Below are 20499 nucleotides of genomic sequence, written 5' to 3' on the forward strand. Positions count from 1 at the left end.
GTTCTCCAGGTTTCCCGGGCGATGGCCGAGCCATCGCGTGATCAATTCCCGGAAAACGCTAGTGGTTGGTAATGAAATTACGATGAACGTTTTCCGCGTCTCCGCGCGAAGGCGAGCGCGAGCACCGCCGCCACTCCGGCCACTGCGGAAACCAGTGCGGGCAAAGGCTGGTCGTCGCTCGCCGAATCGCCGAAACCGGTGGCGACAAAGAAAACGTGGATGGTTCCGAAAAGCGCGGTGAGGGTCAGCAGTACGGTCACCGCGCCCTTCACCAGCTGCTGCCCCGGTGCGGTACCGCGGCGGAGCCAGACCAGTCCGGCGGCCAGCAAGGTAACGGAAACGGCGAGATAAGCCAGCCAGCAGAACCAGCCGATGTCGACGAACATCCGGGTGCCGTGTCGCGCCCAGCGCACGTCCGGGCGGATGAGCAGTCCGGTCACCGGCATCCCCAGCGCCCCCACCACGAGCAGTGCCACGACCATGCCGCGGGATGCTACTCAGCAGCCGCTCGCATCGGTGACGCCCTGCTCGCCTCGTGGGCCGGTCTGATCAGGTTTCGGTGATGGAGAAGGCGTTGCCGTCGGGGTCGCGGAAGGCGAACATCGGGGGGACACCGGGCCAGGTGAGGACCTCGTCGGTGTCGACGCCGGCGGTGGTGAGCGCGGTGTGCGCCGCCGTCGCGTCGGGGGTGGTGAACCGGATGGCGATCGCGCCGCGGGTGACGCCCGGGGCGGCCTGGTCCAGGGTGATGACCACGTCGTCGCTGCCGGGCGCGAGTTCGATCCAGCGCCCGGTCGGGATCGGCGCGTCCCGCAGCACGGTGAAGCCGAGCGTGTCGACGTAGAACCGCAGTGCCTTCTCCTGGTCGTCGACCGGCACGCTGACCGTTCTGATGCCGGTGATGACCTTCGCGGGCGCGCTCATCTCGCGATCCTTTCGTCGAGGGTGACGGTGACGGTGTCGCCGGCCTGCTTGCCGATGCGGGCGCGGACGTCGGCGTTGAACGCGAGCTTGTGGGTGCCGTCGCCGAGGGCCATGAACGAGCCGTGGAACGGCTCGCCGTCGACGCGGCCCCGGACCTTCACCAGGCCGCGGGTGCCGAAGAACTCGGCCGAGCCGGGCATCACCACGTAGGTCCAGCCGCCCTTGTTCGGGCTCTTGAGCAGCGTTGTGGTGAACGTCTTGTCCAGTTTCACGGGTGTCGCGGTCATGATGGTTCGCCTCCGTACATGAGTGAGCCGGGGGTGGTGAGTTCGGTGCCGGTCTCCAGCCAGGTCTTGAGCCCGGACAGGATCATCGGCCAGCCGCCGTAGAGGTGCTCGTCGGCGTCGGCGGCGAGCTGGTCGTGCCGGACGACGAGCCGGCAGCTGTCCCCGACCGGCTCGATCTCCCAGGTGACCCGGCTGGTGCCCTGGGCGGCGATGTCGTCGTCCCAGATGGCGTGATAGGTCTGCACGAGCCGCCGGGGCGGGTCCACCTCGATGTTCTCGCCTTCGATCAGGCCGCCGGCCCCCTCGTGCGTGACCCGGTAGGCGGAGCCCGTGGTCCAGTCCGACTCCACCTGCGCGCCGAACTGGAACCTCGCCCGCGTCCGTGGATCGGTGATCGCTTCCCACAGCCGTTGCGGCGTGGTGCGGATGAAGATCTCGAACACCTTCTCCACGCGTTCCTCCAGTTCCCGTTTCAGGTCGACGAGGCCGGCGGCCCACGTCTCGGTGTACTTGCTGACCCAGCGGTCGTGGACGAGGCGGATCGGCACCGGGTTCAGGAAGTGCAGCTTCTCCCGGCCCCGCCGGTCCGACAGCACCAAGCCCGCCTCCTCCAGCAGGCGGAGGTGCTTGGCCACCGCGACCCTCGTCATCGAGAACCGGCCGGCCAGCGCGTTCAGCGACTGCCCGTCCCGCCGGAACAGCTCGTCGAGCAAATCCCGGCGGGTCGGATCTGCCAGCGCCTTGAAGACCCGTTCCACGGCACCGAGCATAGGAAACCATTTGGTTTCATGTCAACCCTCGGGCCTGGTCAGTCGGTGACCGCCTGGGGCCACCGGCCGCCCGGAAGGTTGGTGTGGTCGCCCATCACGCTGTGGATCTGACGGTCGTCGCCCACCGCCTCGACGAACCGCTCCACGGTGTTGGTCAGCTGCTCGATCATCTGCGTCACCGCGTCGCCCACCACGTCCGCGGCGGTGCTGACCGCTTCCAGTACGCCGATGAGCGAGCCCGCCTCGATCGCGCACTGCACGTAGTTGCCTGCCACCTTGGCGGCCCAGTCGGCGAACTCGACCATGTACTCGACGTTGCGCTGCGCGATGGTGAACAGCCAGTCGCTGATGCTCTCGGCCTTGGCGGCCACGTCGTCGATCGCGTTCTTCTGCGCGACCACCTTGTTGGTCCGGTAGCTCAGCCCGGCCCCGCCCGACCAGTAGGCCAGGTTCTCGTCACGCCAGGTGCTCACCTGCGGGGAAAGGTTGGAGATCGGCGTTTTCACGTTGTCGATCCAGGCGAAGCTCTGGACCATGAGCGAGAGCACCGGGAGCTTGTGCGGCAGGGCGTCGTCGAACATCTCGACGAACTTCTCCTTCGCCGCCTTCAGGTCGTCGACCTTGTCCCTGATGGTCTTCGCGGCGACCGGCCCCAGGATGATCACCCGCTCCCAGCCCGTGTCGTCCTCGATCTCCTGGAACTTCGCGACGATCTTGTCCACGGCTTCCCTGGCGCTGTCGAAAGCGTCGTTCAGTGATCCCTGGATCTGGTCAACGGTGCCGGTCGGCGCCATGGTGCAACTCCTCGCTCAGCTGACGGGTGGTCATTTCGGCATGCGTTTCGCCGATTTGTGGCTTCCGACGGTGTAGATCTCGTTGAGATCGAGTTCGACCTCCGCTTCCGCCTCCTCGTACTTGGTGGCCGCCTTGATCAGCGCGTCCGCCAGTTGCGGGAAGTCGCTCGCCGCACCGTGGAGTACCGATTCCATGAACGCGCGGAACCGCTCGTAGGTCTGCTGGTGGATGTCCGGGGCCGGTTCGATGGGCGCGGTGAAGCTCGCCACGAAGAACGCGGTCGTCTCCAGGGTGGCCCCTTCGGCGAACTGCTTGGCCTTTTTCGCCACTTCTTCGAACTGGTCCCATTTTGGTGCCTCGGCACGCAGCGCCGAGGTGATGACCTGATATCCGGGCATGGTGTTCCTTTCGGATTGTCTTCCGGGACGGCGCGCTCAGGCTTCGGCGGTCAATCCGGCCGAGCGGAACACCGTCAGCGCGTCCGTGCGAAGCAGTTCGGTGCCTGCCGATCGCAAGGCGGACGCGGGGGCGGTGATGTCGACCAGTCCGCCACCCTGCATTCGCAACGTGAAATAGCCGTTCGGGCTGCGCAGTTCTGCGTCTCTTCCACGGGGTTCGTGGTCCTGGAGGTCCCGCAGGCGCTGGTCGATTTTCCGCAGTCGCGTCCGGATCCCGGTGTACCAGTCCACCTGCGTTTCGGCGTTCGCGTCGTCGTCGACCGGTCGCTCCGCGACGACCGGACCGCCGTTCTCGTACTCCGCCGTGAAAGCCGTTCGCACCGCCGAGTGGTACGCGCCGAGCAACGCCTTGGCGAACTGGTCGGGAGCCAGCTTCTTGCGCCAGCTTTCACTGATGCCGATGTCGAGCACACGAGCGCGTGGGGTCACCACGACGCGAATGGAGTTCGTGGCGTCCGCGGCCTCGTACTGGTTCATGGCGCATCAGCCGTGCTCATGGTGTTCGTGACGACCGACACGACCTCGCCGTCGAGCAGCGCGCGGAAGAAGGTCGCGAGGCCGGTGGGCCGTCGTCGATTGCTTGTCGTAGTCATGTCGATCACCGTGCTGGTACCGGGGCGCACGGGGAAGGTCGCGGGGCGGCCATATCTGGCCGGTCGCGGTGACCAGCGAAAACGAGCGTTGTGCCGGGCCGATGCCCCCTACGCCAGCAGCGCCTTGGCGAAGCGCGCGTGCGCGGCGGCCATGGCCCTGGTCAGCACGACCGAGAGCACCACGAGCACCAGCCCGGCCACCGACCACGGCAGGGCGTCCAAAGTGGAGTCGACGGTGATCCAGCGCAGGTCGGTGGTGGGGAAGTGGTAGGCGCCGTCGTCGAAGTAGCGGTAGGAGACCGGCAGGCTCAGCATCGCCAGGCTCAGCGACCAGAACGCGACCACCAGCGAAAACTCCAGGATGCCGATGGGGAAGAGCACGACGAAGTAGAGCAGGTCGCGCCAGGTCGCGCTGTCCTTGAACGGTGCCACCCACTGCTGGAGCGCACTGCCGCCGACCGGCGTGGTGCAGGGCGCCGGGATGACGGTGCCCAGCATCGTGTGGATCCGTGCGCGTTCCAGTCGCGCGGCCGCTCTGGCCAGCAACACGGTCATGGCCAGCAACGGCAACCCGACAAAAAGCACGATCGTCGAGAAACCCAGCGAAGTCAGGGCGATCAGTACCGTCAGCCCGATGATCCCGATGGGCAGGTTCATCAACAGGAAAGCAAGCGCCGGGATCAGTCGCGGGCGGCCACCCGCCTCGGCTGTTGCCGTCATGCGTGTCCTTTCCGGGGAGGTCTGCTTCACGGCAGGAAAAGCCCCCAGTACAGCCCCCACGGGATCAGCAGCACCGCGCCGCCCAGCAGCAGGCCCAGCGATTTCCGGCCACCCCCGGTGGAGCCCGCCCGCCGCCACTTGACGGCCGCGGTGCCCGCGAGGACCAGGGTGCCGACCGCCAGCAACTGGGCCGCCAGCCAGATGACCGGCCGTCCCCAGAGCACCGGGCCGACCACCTCACCACCACCGGTCAGGATCAGCATCACGAACGACAGGGCGCCGACCACGGCCAGCAGGCCGGTGATCGAGGCCCAGTGCGCCGGGGCCGCGGCCACCGGGTTCTCCCGCCGTCCGCGCAGGGACCCGGCGATGGCGGCGAGCGGGTAGGCGGCGAAGGCCACCAGCAGCGCCAGCAGGGCGAATCCCTGCACCCAGAGCGACTCGTACCAGGCGAGCGGGGTGAGTTCCGCGGCGGGCTCGTCCTGTGCGGGCAGGGGATCCGACGCGGTCGCCGCCGCTCCGCCGGTGACGCCGTTGACCCAGGAACCGACGAGTTCGGGGAAACCGGGCACAAAGCCTTCGAGCCGGTCGAAGCCGTCGGTCGTGTGCCCGAGTCCGTGGTGTGCTTCGGGAAACGTGCGCATGGTGAACGCGGGATTGTCCGCCTGGGTGTCGGCGAACAGGGCGGCCGCGTCCCGTGGCGGGCTCTGCCGGTCCTGCGCGCCCCAGATCGCGAGCACCGGCACGCGCAGCTTTTCCAGTGCGGGCACGGGATCGAAGGTCGCCTCCGGGAACAGCCCGGCCTCCGCCGCGACCCGGGTGGCGGTGCCGGAAGCGAGGTCGAGCACCGATTCGTTCGACACCCCCTGCTTGCGCAGCCACTGCCGGTAGCTCCACGACTGCGCCTCCGCCGGGCTGACCCCGTTCGCGCCCACCACCACCAGGAACGCGGCGTGCTCGGTCCGGGTGGCGGCGAGCGGGCTCACCCAGCCGCCTTCGCTGAACCCCCACAGCCCGACGCGCTCCGGGTCCACTTCGGGCCGGGTGCGCAGGTAGTCGAGCGCGGCGACGGCGTCGTCGGCCAATGCGGAGAAATCGCGTTCCAGCAAGGAATAGTTGGTCGTGTCCTTGTCGTAGATCAGGGACACGACGCCCTGGGCGGCGAAGGCCTCCGCCTGCTTGCGCAACTCTTCGCGGTTGCCCTCACCGGAACCGTGCACGAGCACCATCCCCGGCCGGCGCACCCCTTCCGGAGCCGGGGCGACCACCGAGCCGTGCATGGTCTTGCTCGCGCTGGTGAAGGAGACTTCGGCACTGCCGATCCGGGATGGCTGCGCCGCCTGCGCGGGAACGAGGCACGAGGCGGACAAAGCCGCGAACACGGCGAGAACGGCCGTTGCCCGTCGTACCTGGCGCATCGCACCGTGTTCCTTTCCGCCGGTTTCACCCTCGCGCCGATTATCGGCGGGTCAGGTCGGCGGAATGGTGGTTCCCGGCGGGATTCCCTGTTCTGCGGAGCGGTTTTCGTCGAATGCGGGCGGGGGAGTCAGCGCCGGGGTTCCCAGCGGAAGAGGCGGTTGGCCAGGGTGACCGCGACAACGACCCAGGCCAGCGTGGGGCCGAGCAGGAACAGGGAGTCGCCGAGCGCGACACCACCGTTCCAGGCGTTCATCACGAGTTCGGTGGCGGAGCCGCCGGGGAGCAGGCGCTTGAGCAGGGCGAGTTCCTCGGTGCCGGAGATGCCGACCCAGCTGGCCACGGCGATGACACCGAGGGTGACCGGCAGGGTGGTGATCTGGGCGTGCTCGGGGGAGTTCGTCAGCCCGGCGGTGGCCAGGCCGAGGCCGATCATCATGGCGACGGTGGTGAGCACGGCCAGCACCAGCAGGCCGATGTTGTCGGGGGCGCCGGCGACCACCCCGAACACGATCATGATGGCGGTGAGCTGGACCAGCGCGATCACCGTGGCGGGCAGCACGAGCCCGGCCAGGATCCGGCCGTCCGGGGCAGCGGTGGAGCGCAGTCGCTTGAGGAACAGGTTCTGCCGCCGTGAGGCGAGCGTGGTGACCACTGTGGAGTAGAGGCCGAACGCGCAGACGGTGAACATCACGACGCCCGCGATGTAACCGAGCGAGGCGAGCTGGGCGAACACGTCGTGCTGGTAGATGAAGAAGGCGCAGACCGCGATCGGGATCACGAAGCTGGTGATCAGCACCGAGCGGTTGCGGAAGATCTGGATCAGTTCGCCGCGGGCGATGGGAAGCATGGCTGCGAGGCCTCTTTCTGGGACGACCGGTGGGTTCAGCGGTGGTTGATGGCGCGGAAGACGTCGTCGAGCCGGGTCGGACCGGCCTGCAGGTCCTGGAGTTCGACCGCGTTGTCGTGTGCCCACCGCAGCAGGACGAACAGGTCCTTCTGCAGCTGGTGGGTTTCGACCAGGACGGTGCCGTTGTCGCGGCGGTGCGCCAGCGGCAGCGACGGCGTGGTGTGCGGCAGCGCGAACTGGATGACCGCGGGCAGGGTCCTGGTCAGTTCGGCGACGGTGCCTTCCTGGTGGAAGGTGCCCTGGTGCATCAGGCCGACGCGGTCCGCGCGCTGCTGGGCCTCTTCCAGGTAGTGGGTGGTGAGCACGATGGTGGAGCCGTCCTCGCGCAGCTTGTCCACCACGTCCCACAGCGCGTCGCGGGACTGGATGTCCAATCCGGTGGTCGGCTCGTCCAGGAACACCAGCTCCGGCGTGCCCCAGATCGCCGTGGCGAAGTCCAGGCGCCGCTTCTCGCCGCCGGACAGCTGCGAGACCTTGGTGCCCGCCTTGCGGGTGAGGTCCACAATGGCCAGAACGCGGTCGACCCGGTCCTGCCGCCGGGTCAGCGCGCCGATCAGCCGGATCGACTCCTTCACCGTGAGGTCGGGGGTGAACCCGCTCTCCTGCAGCATGATGCCCATCTTCGGCCGGACCGCGGCCCGGTCACGCGGGCTCTGCCCCAGCACGCGCACGGTGCCCGAGGTCGGCGTGCGATGGCCCTCGATGGTCTCCAGTGTCGAGGTCTTGCCCGCGCCGTTGGTGCCGAGCAACGCGTAGAACTCACCGCGGTGAACCTGGAACGACAGGTCCTTCACCGCGTGGAAGTCCCCGTACTTCAGGTTCAGCCGCTCGACGTCGATCACTGCTGTGGAAGTCATGCCACCATCTCAGCTCCGGCGGCCGGGGACGGCCAGTGCACCGGCGTCATCAGCTCACATGACATCTCTCAGGTGAAGATGTGACACCACGTCACTGGCCCGGAGTGCGGCGTCGCCGGTCCTGGGTGGATCGGGCAGCTTCCGGCGGCCGGTCGGGCAGGCTCCTGCCCGGAACCGTTGTTCTGGTTGTCCGCTTTGCCTTGACTGAGCACCATGGCCAATCCGTTGATTGCCGAGGTCCAGGACTCGACCACGGCGATATCCGGGGTACCGATCCTGGAGTCGATCAGTGAAACCAGCAAGGCGATCGAAAGCGGTGACTGGGCTGCCGGTGTGCTCGGCGCCGCCGGGACCGCGCTGGACGCGCTCGGCATGGCGATGGACCCGTTCGGGTCGATCCTGGCCGCCGGGGTCGGCTGGCTGATCGAGCACTGTGGACCGCTCTCGGACGCGCTGGACGCGCTCACGGGCAATCCGGACGAGATCAAGGCGCACTCGGAGACGTGGAAGAACGTCGGCACCGAGCTGTCGTCGATCAGCGCGGACCTGGCCAAGATGATCGAAGAGGACACCGCCTCCTGGCTCGGTCCGGCCGGGGACGCCTACCGCACCCGGGGTGCCGACACCGCGACCTTGATCGCCGGGGCGCAGACCGCGGCCGAGGGCGCGTCCAGCGGGATCGCGACCGCGGGTGAGGTGGTCGGCGCGGTCCGGTCGCTGGTGCGCGACATCATCGCCGAGCTGGTCGGGCACATGATCAGCTGGGCGTTGCAGGTGCTGTTCACCCTGGGCATCGGCCTGGCCTGGGTGGTGCCGCAGGTGGTCTCCGCGGTGGCCAAGACCGCGATGAAGATCGCCGACATCACCAAGAAGCTGGTCCAGGCGCTGAGCAAGCTCTCGCCGCTGCTCAAGAAGCTCGGGGACTCCTTCGGCGACGCCGCCAAGGCGCTCAAGAACATCAAGGGCGGCAACCCGCCGAAGCCGGAGACCACGCGCGGGGGCGGCGGCGACACCACGCCCAGCGGCGCCGGACCCACGCCCAAACCGCCGCCCGGGCAGAGCAACGGCGGTGGTGGGGACTCCACCACCAGCAGCAGTGCCAAGCCGGACGGCTCGTCGGGCAACCCGCCGCCGCCGTCGCCCAGGCCCGACCCCACTCCGACCCCCAACCCGACGCCCACACCTACACCGACGCCGACACCGCCGCCCCCGGCACCGCAGCCGCGAGGTGGCGGCGGCAACACCCCGCCCGCGAACAACTCCGGATCGGGCCCGCGCGACCGCGCGATGCCGGACGAGAACAAAACGTGCGTGACGGACCCGGTGGACGTGGCGACCGGCGAGGTCCTGATGACCCAGATCGACCTCGTCCTGCCCGGGGCGGTGGTGGATCTGGAGTTGTCGCGCACCCACCTGTCGGGGTACCGCGCCGGCCGGTGGTTCGGGCCGTCGTGGGCGTCCACAGTGGACCAGCGGCTGGAGCTGGGCCGCGAGGGGATCCGGTTCTACGCCGAGGACGGCATGGTGCTGGTCTACCCGGTCCCGGCCGGTGCGCCGGTGCTGCCACTGGAGGGCCCGCGTTATCCGCTGCACGCCACGCCGGAGGGGTACCGGCTGTCGGCGGGTGAGCGCGAGCTGTACTTCGCCGGTACCGGGAACGTCGTCCCGCTCACCGCGATCGAGCAGCGGGGCAGCCGGACCGAGTTCCGGTACGGCCAGGACGGCGCGCCCGCCGGGCTCCGCCGCGACGACGGCACCGAGATCCAGTTCAGCGCCGCCGACGGCCGGGTGGTCGCGCTCGGCGCACCGGGGGCCGCGCCGCTGGTGCGGTTCGGCTACAACCGGCTGAGGCAGCTCAGCGCGGTGGCCGACTTCGAAGGCCGCCCGATGACGCTGGACTACGACTTCGAGCACCGGCTCGTCGGCTGGCAGGACCGCAACGGCACCTGGTACCGCTACGTCTACGACGCGGCAGGCCGGTGCGTGCGCACCGCCGGGGCGAACGGCTACTACAACGCGACCTTCACCTACGAGCCCGGCACCACCCGGCACACCGACGCCACCGGGAACACCTGGATCTACCGGCTCAACGAGGCCGGTCAGCTGGTCGAGCGGGTCGACCCGCTGGGCGGCACCCGCCGGTACACCTGGAGCCGGTACGACCAGCTCCTGTCCCAAGTGGACGAGATCGGCCGCGAAATCCGGTACGAGTACGAGAACGGGGAACTGGTCGCGGTCATCCGGCCGGACGGTTCGGTGCTGGCCGCGGACGCCCCGGTGGCCCGCTCCCTGCCGCTGCCCGGAGCCACGCCGTCGACCGGGCCCGCCGCCGCCCCCGATCCGATGGCCGACGAGCAGGCGACGGACGCCTCGGCGCGCCCGGGGAACCGGGACCTGTTCGGCAGGCCCCAGGTTGTGCACACCGCCTCCGGTGGCGAGACCCGGCTGGGCTGGACGGCACAGGGCAGGCGCGCCTGGCGCATCGGCCCGCACGGCGACCGGCAGGCCTGGCTGCACGACGCCGAAGGCCGGGTGGTCGAGTACCGCGACGCGGCGGGCGGGGTCCGACGCCGTGGTTACGGGCCGTTCGGCCTGGTGCTGGAGGACATCGACACCGCGGGCGCGCGCACGACCTACACCTACGACGGTGAGCTGCGCCCGACCTCGGTGACGAACCCGCAGGGCCTGACCTGGCGCTACACCTACGACGCCGCGGGCAGGCTGGTCGAGGAGATCGACTACGACGGCCGTCGCCTCACCTACACCTACGACGCGGCCGGGCAGCTGCGGCGCATGACCAACGGACTCGGCCAGCCGACCGAGTTCGACTACGACGCGCTCGGCAACGTCGTGGCCCGGCGCACCACCGAAGAGATCACCCGCTACGGCTACGACGAGCTGGGCCACCTGGTCTTCGCCGAGAACCCCGAGTCACGCCTGGAGATCGTCCGGGACGGGCGCGGCCGGATCGTCACCGAGACGATCAACGGGCTCGGTGTCTGCTGGGACTACGACGACACGAGCGTGCGCCGCCTGACCTCGTCCGGTGTGGACAGTGAGTGGGCCTTCGGCGACACCGGTCTGCCCCGGTCGCTGCGGATCGGCGGCCACGAGGTCGGGTTCGCCTACGACGAGGTCGATCGCGAGATCGTTCGCAGCGTGGACGGCGTGGTGGTGCTGCGGCGGCGGTTCGACGCCGAAGACCGGCTGGCCGAGGAGGAGATCACCGGGGTCGGGCGGCGCGTCTACGGCTACCGTCCCGACGGCAGGCTCGCCGCGGTCGACGACGCCGCGCGGCCGTGGCGGCTCGCCTTCGACCAGGCCGGTCGCGTCAGCGAGGCGCACGGTCCGGCCGGGGTCGAACGGTTCACCCACGACGCGGCCGGTCGCATCACCTCGGCCGCCACGCCGGTCCTGCCGGGGCAGCGCACCCACCGCGGCAACGCGCTGGTCTCGGCGGGCACCACCCGCTACACCGGCGACGCGCAGGGACGGGTCACCGGGCGGTACCGCACCGATCCGGACGGCGAGCGGTCCTGGACCTACACCTGGGACCAGCTCGATCGCCTGCGCAGCGCGCGCACGCCCGACGGCGCACGCTGGACCTACCACTACGACCCGCTGGGCAGGCGGTTCGCCAAACGGCGCTGGATCACCGGCGCGAACGGCGAGCCCGAACTCGCCGGGGACACGCGGTTCCTGTGGAGCGGTTTCGACCTGGTGGAACGGGTGGAGACCGACGCGGCCGGGGCGACCCGGATCCTGACCTGGGAACGTCATCCCGGTGACAGCCGCCCGATCGTGCAGATCGAGCGCTCCGGCTCCGACGACCAGGGCAACTTCCGCGCCGTGATCACCACGCCGGCCGGCGCGCCCAGCGAACTGCTCGACGAGCGGGGCGCGGTGGTCTGGCAGGACCAGGGCAGCTTCTGGGGCGCGGCGGTGCCGGGTGCCGGGCCCGCGGCGATCCCGCTGGCCTTCCCCGGTCAGCACCGCGACGAGGAAACCGGGCTGCACTACAACGTCTTCCGTTACTACGACCCGGAAACCGCGCGGTACCTCAGCCAGGACCCGCTCGGCCTGGCCGCCGCACCCGACCCGGTCGGTTACGTCGGCGAACCACTGCTCATCGGCGACCCGCTCGGACTGGTGGGTTCCTGCGGCAAGACCGGCGGACCGGAAACCCCGAAACGCCCCCGGCCGGACGACTTCGACCAGCATCCCGATCTCAAGCCGCCACCGGCGAAACGGACCGACCTCGGTATCGACGTGCTGCGCATGACGCCGGAGGAGTTCGAGAAGTTCAAGCCGCGGCTGGACGAGATGATGAACGCCGACAAGCACTTCTTCTGGTCCGGGGGCTACAAGAAGCACAACCCCGACGGCGAGGATCCCTATCTCGGCTCGATCGAGTTCAAGGCGAACCAGGTCGCCAAGGAACACGGCGGCAACACGCTCGAAGGCCTCATCGCCGACAACAAGCTGAAGATGCCCGACTGGGTGCCGCCGTCGAAGATGAACGACCCGAACCAGGGTTTCTGGTCGCACGGCGACCACGGCAGCTCCAACCTCGACCAGAAGAAGCTGGTCTCGGAGAAGTGGGACCACGCCTCGGAGACGTTCGCGAAGAACTCCAAAGAGGACACCCACGTGGTGTTCCCCGACAAGCCGGGTGACAAGACCAGTACCGGGATCGACAACCCGAACGGCGACATCTATCCCTACCGCAGGCCGGACAACATCTTCGACAAGATCGAGTACCCGAAGTTGGAGCAGAACGGCATCAAGGTCACCGAGCACAACGCGGAAACCGGCGCGACGCGCCCGTACCGGAAACCGTGATTCGCTGATTCCGGACTTGAGTGTGCCGTTGCGGCACGGTGTTTCCTGGGTTTCGAAGGTGGTCGACCGAGATCACCGCTGACCCGGAGGGATACCGTGAAGAGGTCACGTGCGGCCGTGTGGGCCGTATCCGCGCTGGTACTGGCGTTGACCGGAGGGGTCGCCACCCCGGCGGCCGCGGCCGGGGGACCGGTTACGCACGAGGAAAACGACCGTGTGCCGGAAGGTGCCGAGTGGACGCAGCACTACTTCCCGTCCTCGGACGGGTCCGATGTGGAGCTGCACGCCGACGTGCTGCTGCCGGAGGATCTGCCCGAGGGTGAGAAGGTGCCGGTGATCCTGTCGGCGGGCTCGTACTTCGGGCACTCGGGGCAGCTCGACGTGGAGGACTGGAAGCAGGCGGGCCCCTCGGCCCGGTTCAACGACTTCATCGAGGGCACCGATCTGTTCGACCGGGGCTACGCCTTCGTGATGGTCGACGTGCGTGGTTTCGGCGGGTCGACGGGTTGTCTCGACTTCGCCGGTCCCGGCGAGCAGGCCGACGTGAAGGCGGCGATCGACTGGGCGGCGAGTCAGCCGTGGTCGACCGGCGCGGTGGGCATGTACGGCAAGTCCTACGACGCGATCACCGGACTGGTTGGCAACAACCTGAACCAGGACGCGCTCAAGGCGGTCGTCGCGCAGGAGCCGATCTGGGATCTGTACCGCAACATCCGCTCGAACGGCGTGCCGCGCTCGACCATCGTCAACGTCTCCAACACCTACAACAAGATCGCCACGCTGCCGCAGCTGCCGGACGACGATCCCCGCTACCTGGCCAACGCCGAGTACGAGGAGGCGCACCCCGAATGCCTGCTGGCCAACACGGCCGGCTACCAGACCGCTGATCCGGAGTCCGAGTACTGGAAAGCCCGCGACCTGGCCGCGGGCGCCAAGGGCAGTGACACCCCGCTGTTCGTGACGCAGGGCTTCCTGGAGTGGAACACCGAGCCGGAGGCGATCCAGGAGTACCTGGGCAACCACCAGGGCCCGCAGCGCGGCTGGCTCGGGCCGTGGGACCACAAGCGCGGCAACGACCGCACGCCGGACGGGCGACTGGAGATGGGCCGCGAGGGCTGGTTCGCCGAGACGATGTCCTTCTACGACCAGTACCTCAAGGGTGTCGAGCCCTCGGTCCGGTATCCGGACTACGCCATCCAGGACAGCACCGGCACCTGGCGCGCCCAGGACAGCTGGCCGGTCTCGGATGGTTCCACCACCGTGGAGCTGGGTGATGGTTCCTATGTGGACAACGGTGGCGAGGCGGGTCCCGCGCCGGAGAACAGCTTCTTCACCTGGTCCGAGCCGCTGGCGAAGGACGTCCGGCTGACCGGCACGCCGCGGCTGTCGCTGACCGCGGAGGGCCACGGCAACGTGATGATCAAGCTGTACGACGTCGCCGCGGACGGCACCGCCGTGATGTTCGACGAGCAGGTCTCCACAGTGGACGGTGGCGAGCTGGCCTTCGACCTGAAGTCGACCGACTGGACCCTGCCCGCCGGGCGCTCGCTGGCGGTGGAGATCGGCACCATCCAGGCCAACGCGCTCAACGACTGGATCGACACGCCGTCGCGCAAGAAGATCGAGGTCACCGGCGCGCGGCTGGAGCTGGCCACGGACGACCCGGCCGACGACGTCGCCACCGAAGGCGCCCGTGCGCCCTACCTGGACACCTACCTGGGCATCTACACGTCGAAGCTGCCCATCGGGAAACCGGAGTTCACCCTGCCCTGATCGTGGGCGGCGACGGTGTGTCCGCCGACTTCTATTTCGGTCGGTACAGAAGTCGGTTTTCTTGACCATGCCTCAGGGGCACGGTTTCTACTCGGGTGGTGGGCGGGCGCACGGCCCGTCCGCGGAGAGGGAAACCATGCGCAGAGCGTTGACCACCGTCGTCGCCGCGGTCACGGCCGCGACGGCACTCGCACCACCGGTGCTCGCGGAACCGTCGTTGCGGTGGGGTGACTGCGAAGGGCTGGACGTTCCCGGCCTGCAGTGCACCACCGTGACCGTTCCGCTCGACCACCGGAACCCGGACGGGCCGCAGATCGAGATCGCGCTTTCCAAGCTGGCGAGCAAAAATCCCGAGCAGCGCCGGGGTGTGCTGCTGACCAATCCCGGCGGGCCGGGCGGATCCGGGCTGGACTTCCCCGGCGGTCTCGTCGGCACCGGACTGCCGCGGAACGTGCTCGACACCTACGACATCATCGGGTTCGACCCGCGTGGCGTCGGCCGCAGCACGCCGGTGACCTGCGACCTGACGCCGGAGCAGCAGGCCCGCGGCAACATTCCGCCCTACGCGCACAACGCGGCCGACGTGCTGGAGCAGGCGAAGAACGCGAAGGCCGTCGCCGAGCAGTGCGCCGAGTCCGAGACCGCGCACCTGCTCCCGTTCATCTCGACCGCGGCCACCGCGCGGGACATGGACCTGATCCGCGGGAAGCTGGGCGAGGACAAGCTTTCGTTCCTCGGTTACTCGTACGGCACGCATCTCGGCGCGGTCTACACCACGTTGTTCCCCGAGCGCAGCGACCGGATCGTGCTCGACAGCAACCTGGTCCCGGCCGGACTGGACCGCGAGGCCAGCCGCCTGTTCGGCCCTGGCATGGAAGAGCGGTTCCCGGACTTCGCCGCGTTCGCCGCCGCGCATCCCGAGTACGGCCTCGGCGCCACCCCGGAGGCGGTGACCGCGAAGTTCCACGAGCTGTCCGACCGCCTGGACCGGAAGCCGGTGGACGGCATCGACGGCTCGACGTTCCGGTTGCTGACCTTCGGCGGGCTCTACCGCGACAACCGGATGCCCCGCTTGGCCGAGACGTGGCGGGCGCTCGACACGAACCAGCCGCTGCCGCCCACCGCGACCGAAGCGGCGGCGCAGGATGTGGACAACCTCGTGTCCAGCCACCTCTACGTGCTCTGCAACGACAACCGCTGGCCGCGGTCGATCGGCACCTACGTGCGCGACACCGCCGTGGACCGGGAGCGCTACCCGCTGTTCGGTGGGGCCGGGGCCAACATCCGCCCGTGCGCGTTCTGGTCGGCCGAACCGGCCGAGCCGCCCGTTCGTGTCGGTGACCGCGGGCCGTCGAACGTGTTGCTGTCGCAGAACACCAATGACCCGGGCACCCCGCTGGCCGGTGCCGAGAAGATGCACCGGGCCCTCGGTGACCGGTCCCGGATGGTCACCGCCGAGCAGGGTGGCCACGGTGCCTACCTGTTCGGCGCGAACCAGTGCCTGGACGACGCGGTCACGACCTATCTGACCACGGGCGAGCGCCCGGCGGAGGACCTCGTCTGCTCGTAGACCCCGCAGCGGCCCGCCGGCCAGCTCAGCGGGCCGTTCCGGGCTAGGCGAGTGTTTGAAAGTGTTTGTCCTCGCGAGAAGACACCTGAGAACCCGCGCCGGTGCCGGTTGACGGCCCCACAGCAAGCGGCTCCGCCGCTTATAAACACTGAGGGGTTTCCGCGATGAGGGCGTTGACCCGTCGCAGGACATCCAGCTGGGCCGGGTTGTAGAACTCGAGCAGGCTCTGGACCACCACCGACTCGGCGACCGCCTTGCCCCGGCGGGACATGACTTCGAGATCGGACAGGAACGGGTATTCCTCCTGCTGCCGGCGCACTTCCGGAGCGAAGCGCTCGGCCAGCCGCTGTCGCACCTCCTCCGGGGTGTCCTCGGCGAGGGTGTCGAACTCGGTCATGGTCGCGGTGCGCGGGACGGAGTGCAGTTCCCGCAGCGTGGCCATCGCCGACGGGGTGAGGAAGCTGGAGTACGCCAGCAGAATGGCGCGGTCGGCATCCGGCAGGTCGCCGGCGAGGTCGGCGAAACCGGGCGGAAGTTCGGCCAGCACGCGGTTTTCCAGGATGGCGGCGAGATCCTCCCGCATGCGCTGCTGTCGCTCGATGCTCGCGGCGAGTTCGGCGTCCAGCGCCCGGAGCGTCCGCTCCGCGGTTTCGTCCGACTCCTGCATCGCGGCGATGTCGGCCAGCGGCACACCGAGATCGACCAGCCTGCGGATCCGCAGCAAGCGGAGCAGGTGGCCGATCCGGTAGCGCTTGTAGCCGTTCGCCGCTCGCTCGGGTTCCTCCAGCAGGCCGATCTTGTGGTAGTGCCGGACCGCCTTCAACGTCGTTCCGGCGAGTTCCGCCAGCTGGTTCGTGCTCCACGCCACCGGCCCGCCCCCTTCCTGAGCCCCGACGGTAGCGCCTCAGCCGAGCTGCTTGGTGGTCCGGCGGAACGCCCACACCACCACCAGCGCGGCGAGCACGGTCAGCGGGGTGCCCATGGCGACCTTCGCCACGGCCAGCCAGTTGGTCGAGTCAGCCAGGTAGAGCCACTCCTTGACGACGAACCGGGCACCGAAGACCGCCGCGGCGAACAGCGTCGCGATGTCGTGCGAGCGCCGGACGACGCGGTTGGCGCGCCAGTCGTGCTTGCCGCCGTGCATCAGGTTCCACAGCACGCCGGTGATCGGACGGCGGACGAGCACCGAGCCGAACGCGACCACAAAACCGGCCAGCGCGGCCCAGATCCCGACCACGAAGAAGTCCTTCGCCGACCCGGTCCAGGCGACGATCGCCACGGCGACGGCGAGCCCGAGCAGCCCGCCGGCCGCGGTGCTGAACCGCTCGCCGCGCACCATCCGGAACACGGTCAGCGCCAATCCGACGGCGATGGACACGCCGATCGTCACCGGCAGCGGCAGGAACGCGTTGGCCGCCACAAAAACGACCACCGGAACGGTCGAATAGACAAACCCCATCGGGCCGCCCAGCTGGTCGAGCGGATTCTTCGCGGCCTTGGGCGCTTCGGTCCGCTCCTGGTGCTGTTCCGTCATGGTCATCCTGTCCTCCCTGGTGGTGTCCGGTTCGGGAACCAGGAAAAGGCGTGCCGTAACGGCACACTCAAGGTCGATGTGAGCTGGGTCACCAATCGGCTGCTTCGGCTTGCGTATGCCGCGACGGCACACCGTGAGCTGCGGGCAGAGCGACACCGAGAGAGAGGAACACCCATGCCGCGACCCGCGACCATCTCCGTCGAGGACTTCCTCGCGCCACCGGAGCGCACCGGCGCCTCGATCTCACCGGACGGCACCCGCATCGCGTTCCTCGCGCCGTGGAAGAACCGGCTCAACGTCTGGGTGCAGGGCCTCACCCCCGGCGCGGACGCGCGGTGCGTGACCGCCGACGAGACCCGCACCGTCCAGGACTACCGCTGGACCGACGACCCGCGCTGGATGCTCTACCTGCAGGACAACGGCGGTGACGAGAACTGGCACATCTTCCGGGTGGATCTCGGTGACCCGGACGCGGACGCGGTGGACCTCACCCCGTTCCCCGGCTCGCGCGTGCTCGGCCTCGAGCTGCCGCCGCGGCGGCCGGGCACGGCGATCGTCCAGCTCACCGGCCGCGAGGGCGCCTCGATCGAGCTGCTCGAGCTGGACCTCGCGACCGGTGAGCTGACGCTGATCGCCGGTGCGCTGGACGCGGTCACGAGCTGGCGTTGCACGGGTGACGGCTCACTGCTCGTGGAGCGCCTGACCGAAAACGGCGACATCGAGCTGCGGCAGACCGTTCCGGGTACCGATGAACTGCGCCACGTCACCACGTTCTCCGGCGCCGACTACCCGCTGGGGGTCTTCCCGTTCGTGGTCACCCCCGACGGCACCGGGGTATGGCTCGGGTCCAACCGCGGCACCGACCGGACCCGGCTGGTCCGCCTCGACCTCGCCACCGGCGAAGAATCCGAAGTGGACAGTCATCCCAGGTTCGACCTGGACACCCGCGCGCTGGTGTTCACCAAGCTGCCGCCACCGCTGATCCGGCACCGCCGCACCGGCGACCTGCTCGGCGCCCGCTACCTCGGTGAGCGGCAGGTGATCCACGCGCTCGACCCGCACTTCGCCGAGGTCCTGCCGAACCTGGAGGCCCTCTCCGACGGTGACCTGGCGGCGATCTCCAGCGACCGGGACGGGCGCCGCTGGGTGGTGTCCTTCTCCCACGACCGCGATCCCGGCGTCACCTGGTACTACGACCACACGACAGGGGAGCGGCGGATGTTGTTCCGGCCGCGGCCGCACCTCGACCCGGACCTGCTGGCGCCGACCACCCCGGTGACCATCACCGCCCGCGACGGGCTCGCGCTGCCCTCATACCTGACGCTGCCGGTCGGGGTGGAACCGGCCGGGCTGCCGATGGTGCTGCTGGTCCACGGTGGACCGTGGGCCCGCGACACCTGGGGCGGCGACCGGACCGCGCAGCTGCTGGCCAACCGCGGGTACGCCGTGCTGCAGGTCAACTTCCGCGGTTCGGCCGGATTCGGCAAGGCGCACATGCGGGCCGCGATCGGCGAACTGGCCGGGAAGATGCACGACGACCTGATCGACGCCGTCGACTGGGCGATCGAGCGGGGCTACGCCGATCCTGACCGGGTCGGGATCTTCGGCGGCTCCTACGGCGGATACGCCGCCCTGGTCGGCGTCACCTTCACCCCGGACCGCTTCGCCGCCGCTGTCGAGTACGTCGGCATCTCGAACCTGGTCACCTTCCTGGACACCGTGCCCGAGTTCGCCAAGTCGTCGCTCGGGATGAACTGGTTCCGGTACGCGGGCGACCCGCACGACCCGGAGCAGCGAGCGGACCTGCTGGCCCGCTCGCCGCTCAGCCGCGTCGACGAGATCCGCACGCCGCTGATGGTGGTGCAGGGCGCCAACGACACCCGCGTGGTGAAGGCCGAGTCGGACCAGATCGTCGACGCGCTGCGCGCTCGCGGGGTCGACGTCGACTACCTGGTCTTCGACGACGAAGGCCACTTCTTCGTCAACCCGGAGAACCTGGTCACCATGTTCCGTGCCGCGGAACGGTTCCTGGCCGAGCACCTCGGTGGCCGCGTGCACGAGGGCTAAGTGGTCACGATCGGAAGTCTGCCGGGGGTCTCGGCGGCCCAGCTTCCCGACGAACTTCCGATCGCAACCACTGAGCGTCACGGCACGGCGAACCGGCCGACGGCGACGAACAGGGCCAGCGCGAGATAGACCAGGTCCACCAGCGCGTACTTCGGTTCGCCGCGGCGCAGGCGCACGACCGTGGCGCCGGTCATCACCAGTGCCAGGCCGAGCGCGGCCAGCGGCACCAGCACCGGCGCCACCCCGGTGACCGCGGGCAGGACCAGCCCGGCCGCGCCCAGCACCTCGACCGCGCCGATGGCCCGGAAGGCGCCGGGGCCGAAGTCCAGCACCCAGGCCGCGGCCGGGGTCAGCCCGGCCATCCTTTCCCGTGATACGAGCAACTTGCCGGTCCCGGAGCCCAGGTACACCGCGGCGAGCAGGCCGGCGACCAGCCAGAGTGCGAGATCCATGTCTTCCCCCTAGGCGAACTGGCCGGGCCGGTAGTCGCCGCCGGGCTGGCGGACGAGCACGTTCAGCCGGTTGAATGCGTTGATCAGGGCGATCTGGGCCACCAGTGCCAGCAACTGCTCGTCGTCGAAGTGCTTGGCCGCGTTCGCCCACACCTCGTCGCTCACGCCGCTCGAGTCGGCGAGTCGGCAGCCCTGCTCGGTGATCTCCAGCGCGGCCCGCTCCGCCTCGGTGAACACCGTGGTCTCCCGCCACGCCGCGACCAGGTTCAGCCGCACCTGCGACTCACCCGCCCGCGCGGCTTCCTTGGTGTGCATGTCGAGGCAGCCCCCGCAGCCGTTGAGCTGGCTGGCGCGGATGTTCACCAGTTCCCGCGTGGTGGCGGGCAGCGGCGAGTCCGCCACCACCCTGCCCGCCGAGACGAGGTACTTCGCGAACTTCGGGCCGAGGTCGGTGCCGAGGTAGTCGATCCTGGGTTCCATGGCGTTCTCCTTCGCCTTCCGGTGCTTTCACCCGGTCGACGAGAACGCCAC

19 protein-coding genes are annotated in these 20499 nt (G+C 69.3%); 4 read left to right on the forward strand and 15 right to left on the reverse strand.

Annotated features, from left to right (window positions below):
• Positions 1-77 precede the first annotated feature (77 nt).
• The 11 genes from YIM_RS09830 to YIM_RS09880 form a co-directional block, all read right to left on the reverse strand.
• Complete coding sequence (locus YIM_RS09830; protein ID WP_153030054.1) at positions 78-482, reverse strand: hypothetical protein; 405 nt, start codon at positions 480-482, stop codon at positions 78-80.
• A 67-nt stretch (positions 483-549) separates the two neighbouring features.
• On the reverse strand, positions 550-924 hold the full coding sequence (locus tag YIM_RS09835) for a VOC family protein (protein WP_153030055.1): 375 nt from the start codon (positions 922-924) through the stop codon (positions 550-552).
• A complete protein-coding gene (locus YIM_RS09840) occupies positions 921-1211 on the reverse strand; it encodes a DUF1905 domain-containing protein (RefSeq protein WP_194240105.1) in 291 nt (96 codons plus the stop codon). Before YIM_RS09840 ends, YIM_RS09835 begins: the two co-directional genes overlap by 4 nt.
• On the reverse strand, positions 1208-1969 hold the full coding sequence (locus YIM_RS09845; RefSeq protein WP_153030056.1) for a metalloregulator ArsR/SmtB family transcription factor: 762 nt from the start codon (positions 1967-1969) through the stop codon (positions 1208-1210). The genes YIM_RS09840 and YIM_RS09845 overlap by 4 nt, the downstream gene beginning before the upstream one ends.
• A 50-nt stretch (positions 1970-2019) precedes the next feature.
• Positions 2020-2775 (reverse strand): hypothetical protein, encoded by a 756-nt coding sequence (locus tag YIM_RS09850; RefSeq protein WP_153030057.1) that lies wholly within the window; start codon positions 2773-2775, stop codon positions 2020-2022.
• 30 nt (positions 2776-2805) lie between these two features.
• Complete coding sequence (locus tag YIM_RS09855) at positions 2806-3174, reverse strand: hypothetical protein (RefSeq protein ID WP_153030058.1); 369 nt, start codon at positions 3172-3174, stop codon at positions 2806-2808.
• A gap of 36 nt (positions 3175-3210) precedes the next feature.
• Complete coding sequence (locus YIM_RS09860) at positions 3211-3711, reverse strand: hypothetical protein (protein WP_153030059.1); 501 nt, start codon at positions 3709-3711, stop codon at positions 3211-3213.
• A 224-nt stretch (positions 3712-3935) separates the two neighbouring features.
• The gene (locus tag YIM_RS09865) at positions 3936-4547 is read right to left on the reverse strand and encodes a sensor domain-containing protein (protein ID WP_153030060.1); all 612 of its coding nucleotides are present in this window, start codon (positions 4545-4547) and stop codon (positions 3936-3938) included.
• A 26-nt stretch (positions 4548-4573) separates the two neighbouring features.
• Entirely contained in the window at positions 4574-5965 is a 1392-nt protein-coding gene (locus YIM_RS09870; RefSeq protein WP_153030061.1) for a S9 family peptidase, read from the reverse strand.
• Between the two features lie 128 nt (positions 5966-6093).
• On the reverse strand, positions 6094-6813 hold the full coding sequence (locus tag YIM_RS09875; protein WP_153030062.1) for an ABC transporter permease: 720 nt from the start codon (positions 6811-6813) through the stop codon (positions 6094-6096).
• 35 nt (positions 6814-6848) lie between these two features.
• On the reverse strand, positions 6849-7730 hold the full coding sequence (locus YIM_RS09880; protein ID WP_153030063.1) for an ABC transporter ATP-binding protein: 882 nt from the start codon (positions 7728-7730) through the stop codon (positions 6849-6851).
• A 213-nt stretch (positions 7731-7943) separates the two neighbouring features.
• Between YIM_RS09880 and YIM_RS09885 the strand changes: the two genes are divergently transcribed.
• From YIM_RS09885 to YIM_RS09895, 3 genes are all read left to right on the forward strand, one after another.
• Positions 7944-12572: a DUF6531 domain-containing protein gene (locus YIM_RS09885; protein ID WP_153030064.1), complete on the forward strand. Its 4629-nt coding sequence runs from the start codon at positions 7944-7946 to the stop codon at positions 12570-12572.
• 96 nt (positions 12573-12668) lie between these two features.
• A complete protein-coding gene (locus YIM_RS09890; protein ID WP_153030065.1) occupies positions 12669-14345 on the forward strand; it encodes a CocE/NonD family hydrolase in 1677 nt (558 codons plus the stop codon).
• Between the two features lie 136 nt (positions 14346-14481).
• Entirely contained in the window at positions 14482-15915 is a 1434-nt protein-coding gene (locus YIM_RS09895; RefSeq protein ID WP_153030066.1) for an alpha/beta hydrolase, read from the forward strand.
• 139 nt (positions 15916-16054) lie between these two features.
• Here YIM_RS09895 and YIM_RS09900 read toward each other — a convergent pair whose 3' ends face one another.
• Both YIM_RS09900 and YIM_RS09905 read right to left on the reverse strand, forming a co-directional pair.
• Complete coding sequence (locus YIM_RS09900; RefSeq protein WP_153030067.1) at positions 16055-16783, reverse strand: MerR family transcriptional regulator; 729 nt, start codon at positions 16781-16783, stop codon at positions 16055-16057.
• A gap of 36 nt (positions 16784-16819) precedes the next feature.
• The gene (locus YIM_RS09905; RefSeq protein WP_153030068.1) at positions 16820-17455 is read right to left on the reverse strand and encodes a DUF3159 domain-containing protein; all 636 of its coding nucleotides are present in this window, start codon (positions 17453-17455) and stop codon (positions 16820-16822) included.
• Between the two features lie 168 nt (positions 17456-17623).
• Here YIM_RS09905 and YIM_RS09910 point away from each other — a divergent pair, with 168 nt between their 5' ends.
• Complete coding sequence (locus YIM_RS09910) at positions 17624-19516, forward strand: S9 family peptidase (protein ID WP_153030069.1); 1893 nt, start codon at positions 17624-17626, stop codon at positions 19514-19516.
• Between the two features lie 77 nt (positions 19517-19593).
• Here YIM_RS09910 and YIM_RS09915 read toward each other — a convergent pair whose 3' ends face one another.
• Together YIM_RS09915 and YIM_RS09920 are read right to left on the reverse strand one after the other, a co-directional pair.
• Positions 19594-19968 (reverse strand): DoxX family protein, encoded by a 375-nt coding sequence (locus tag YIM_RS09915; protein ID WP_153030070.1) that lies wholly within the window; start codon positions 19966-19968, stop codon positions 19594-19596.
• 9 nt (positions 19969-19977) lie between these two features.
• On the reverse strand, positions 19978-20448 hold the full coding sequence (locus YIM_RS09920; protein ID WP_153030071.1) for a carboxymuconolactone decarboxylase family protein: 471 nt from the start codon (positions 20446-20448) through the stop codon (positions 19978-19980).
• Positions 20449-20499: the final 51 nt, after the last annotated feature.

Origin of the sequence: Amycolatopsis sp. YIM 10 (assembly GCF_009429145.1) — a bacterium.
Classification (GTDB): Bacteria; Actinomycetota; Actinomycetes; order Mycobacteriales; family Pseudonocardiaceae; genus Amycolatopsis.

Bases quoted from the DNA above. Each gene is read 5' to 3' on its own strand.
- YIM_RS09830 (WP_153030054.1), bottom strand. From the start codon at position 482: ATGGTCGTGGCACTGCTCGTGGTGGGGGCGCTGGGGATGCCGGTGACC.
- YIM_RS09835 (WP_153030055.1), bottom strand. From the start codon at position 924: ATGAGCGCGCCCGCGAAGGTCATCACCGGCATCAGAACGGTCAGCGTG.
- YIM_RS09840 (WP_194240105.1), bottom strand. From the start codon at position 1,211: ATGACCGCGACACCCGTGAAACTGGACAAGACGTTCACCACAACGCTG.
- YIM_RS09850 (WP_153030057.1), bottom strand. From the start codon at position 2,775: ATGGCGCCGACCGGCACCGTTGACCAGATCCAGGGATCACTGAACGAC.
- YIM_RS09855 (WP_153030058.1), bottom strand. From the start codon at position 3,174: ATGCCCGGATATCAGGTCATCACCTCGGCGCTGCGTGCCGAGGCACCA.
- YIM_RS09860 (WP_153030059.1), bottom strand. From the start codon at position 3,711: ATGAACCAGTACGAGGCCGCGGACGCCACGAACTCCATTCGCGTCGTG.
- YIM_RS09865 (WP_153030060.1), bottom strand. From the start codon at position 4,547: ATGACGGCAACAGCCGAGGCGGGTGGCCGCCCGCGACTGATCCCGGCG.
- YIM_RS09870 (WP_153030061.1), bottom strand. From the start codon at position 5,965: ATGCGCCAGGTACGACGGGCAACGGCCGTTCTCGCCGTGTTCGCGGCT.
- YIM_RS09875 (WP_153030062.1), bottom strand. From the start codon at position 6,813: ATGCTTCCCATCGCCCGCGGCGAACTGATCCAGATCTTCCGCAACCGC.
- YIM_RS09880 (WP_153030063.1), bottom strand. From the start codon at position 7,730: ATGACTTCCACAGCAGTGATCGACGTCGAGCGGCTGAACCTGAAGTAC.
- YIM_RS09885 (WP_153030064.1), top strand. From the start codon at position 7,944: ATGGCCAATCCGTTGATTGCCGAGGTCCAGGACTCGACCACGGCGATA.
- YIM_RS09895 (WP_153030066.1), top strand. From the start codon at position 14,482: ATGCGCAGAGCGTTGACCACCGTCGTCGCCGCGGTCACGGCCGCGACG.
- YIM_RS09905 (WP_153030068.1), bottom strand. From the start codon at position 17,455: ATGACCATGACGGAACAGCACCAGGAGCGGACCGAAGCGCCCAAGGCC.
- YIM_RS09910 (WP_153030069.1), top strand. From the start codon at position 17,624: ATGCCGCGACCCGCGACCATCTCCGTCGAGGACTTCCTCGCGCCACCG.
- YIM_RS09915 (WP_153030070.1), bottom strand. From the start codon at position 19,968: ATGGATCTCGCACTCTGGCTGGTCGCCGGCCTGCTCGCCGCGGTGTAC.
- YIM_RS09920 (WP_153030071.1), bottom strand. From the start codon at position 20,448: ATGGAACCCAGGATCGACTACCTCGGCACCGACCTCGGCCCGAAGTTC.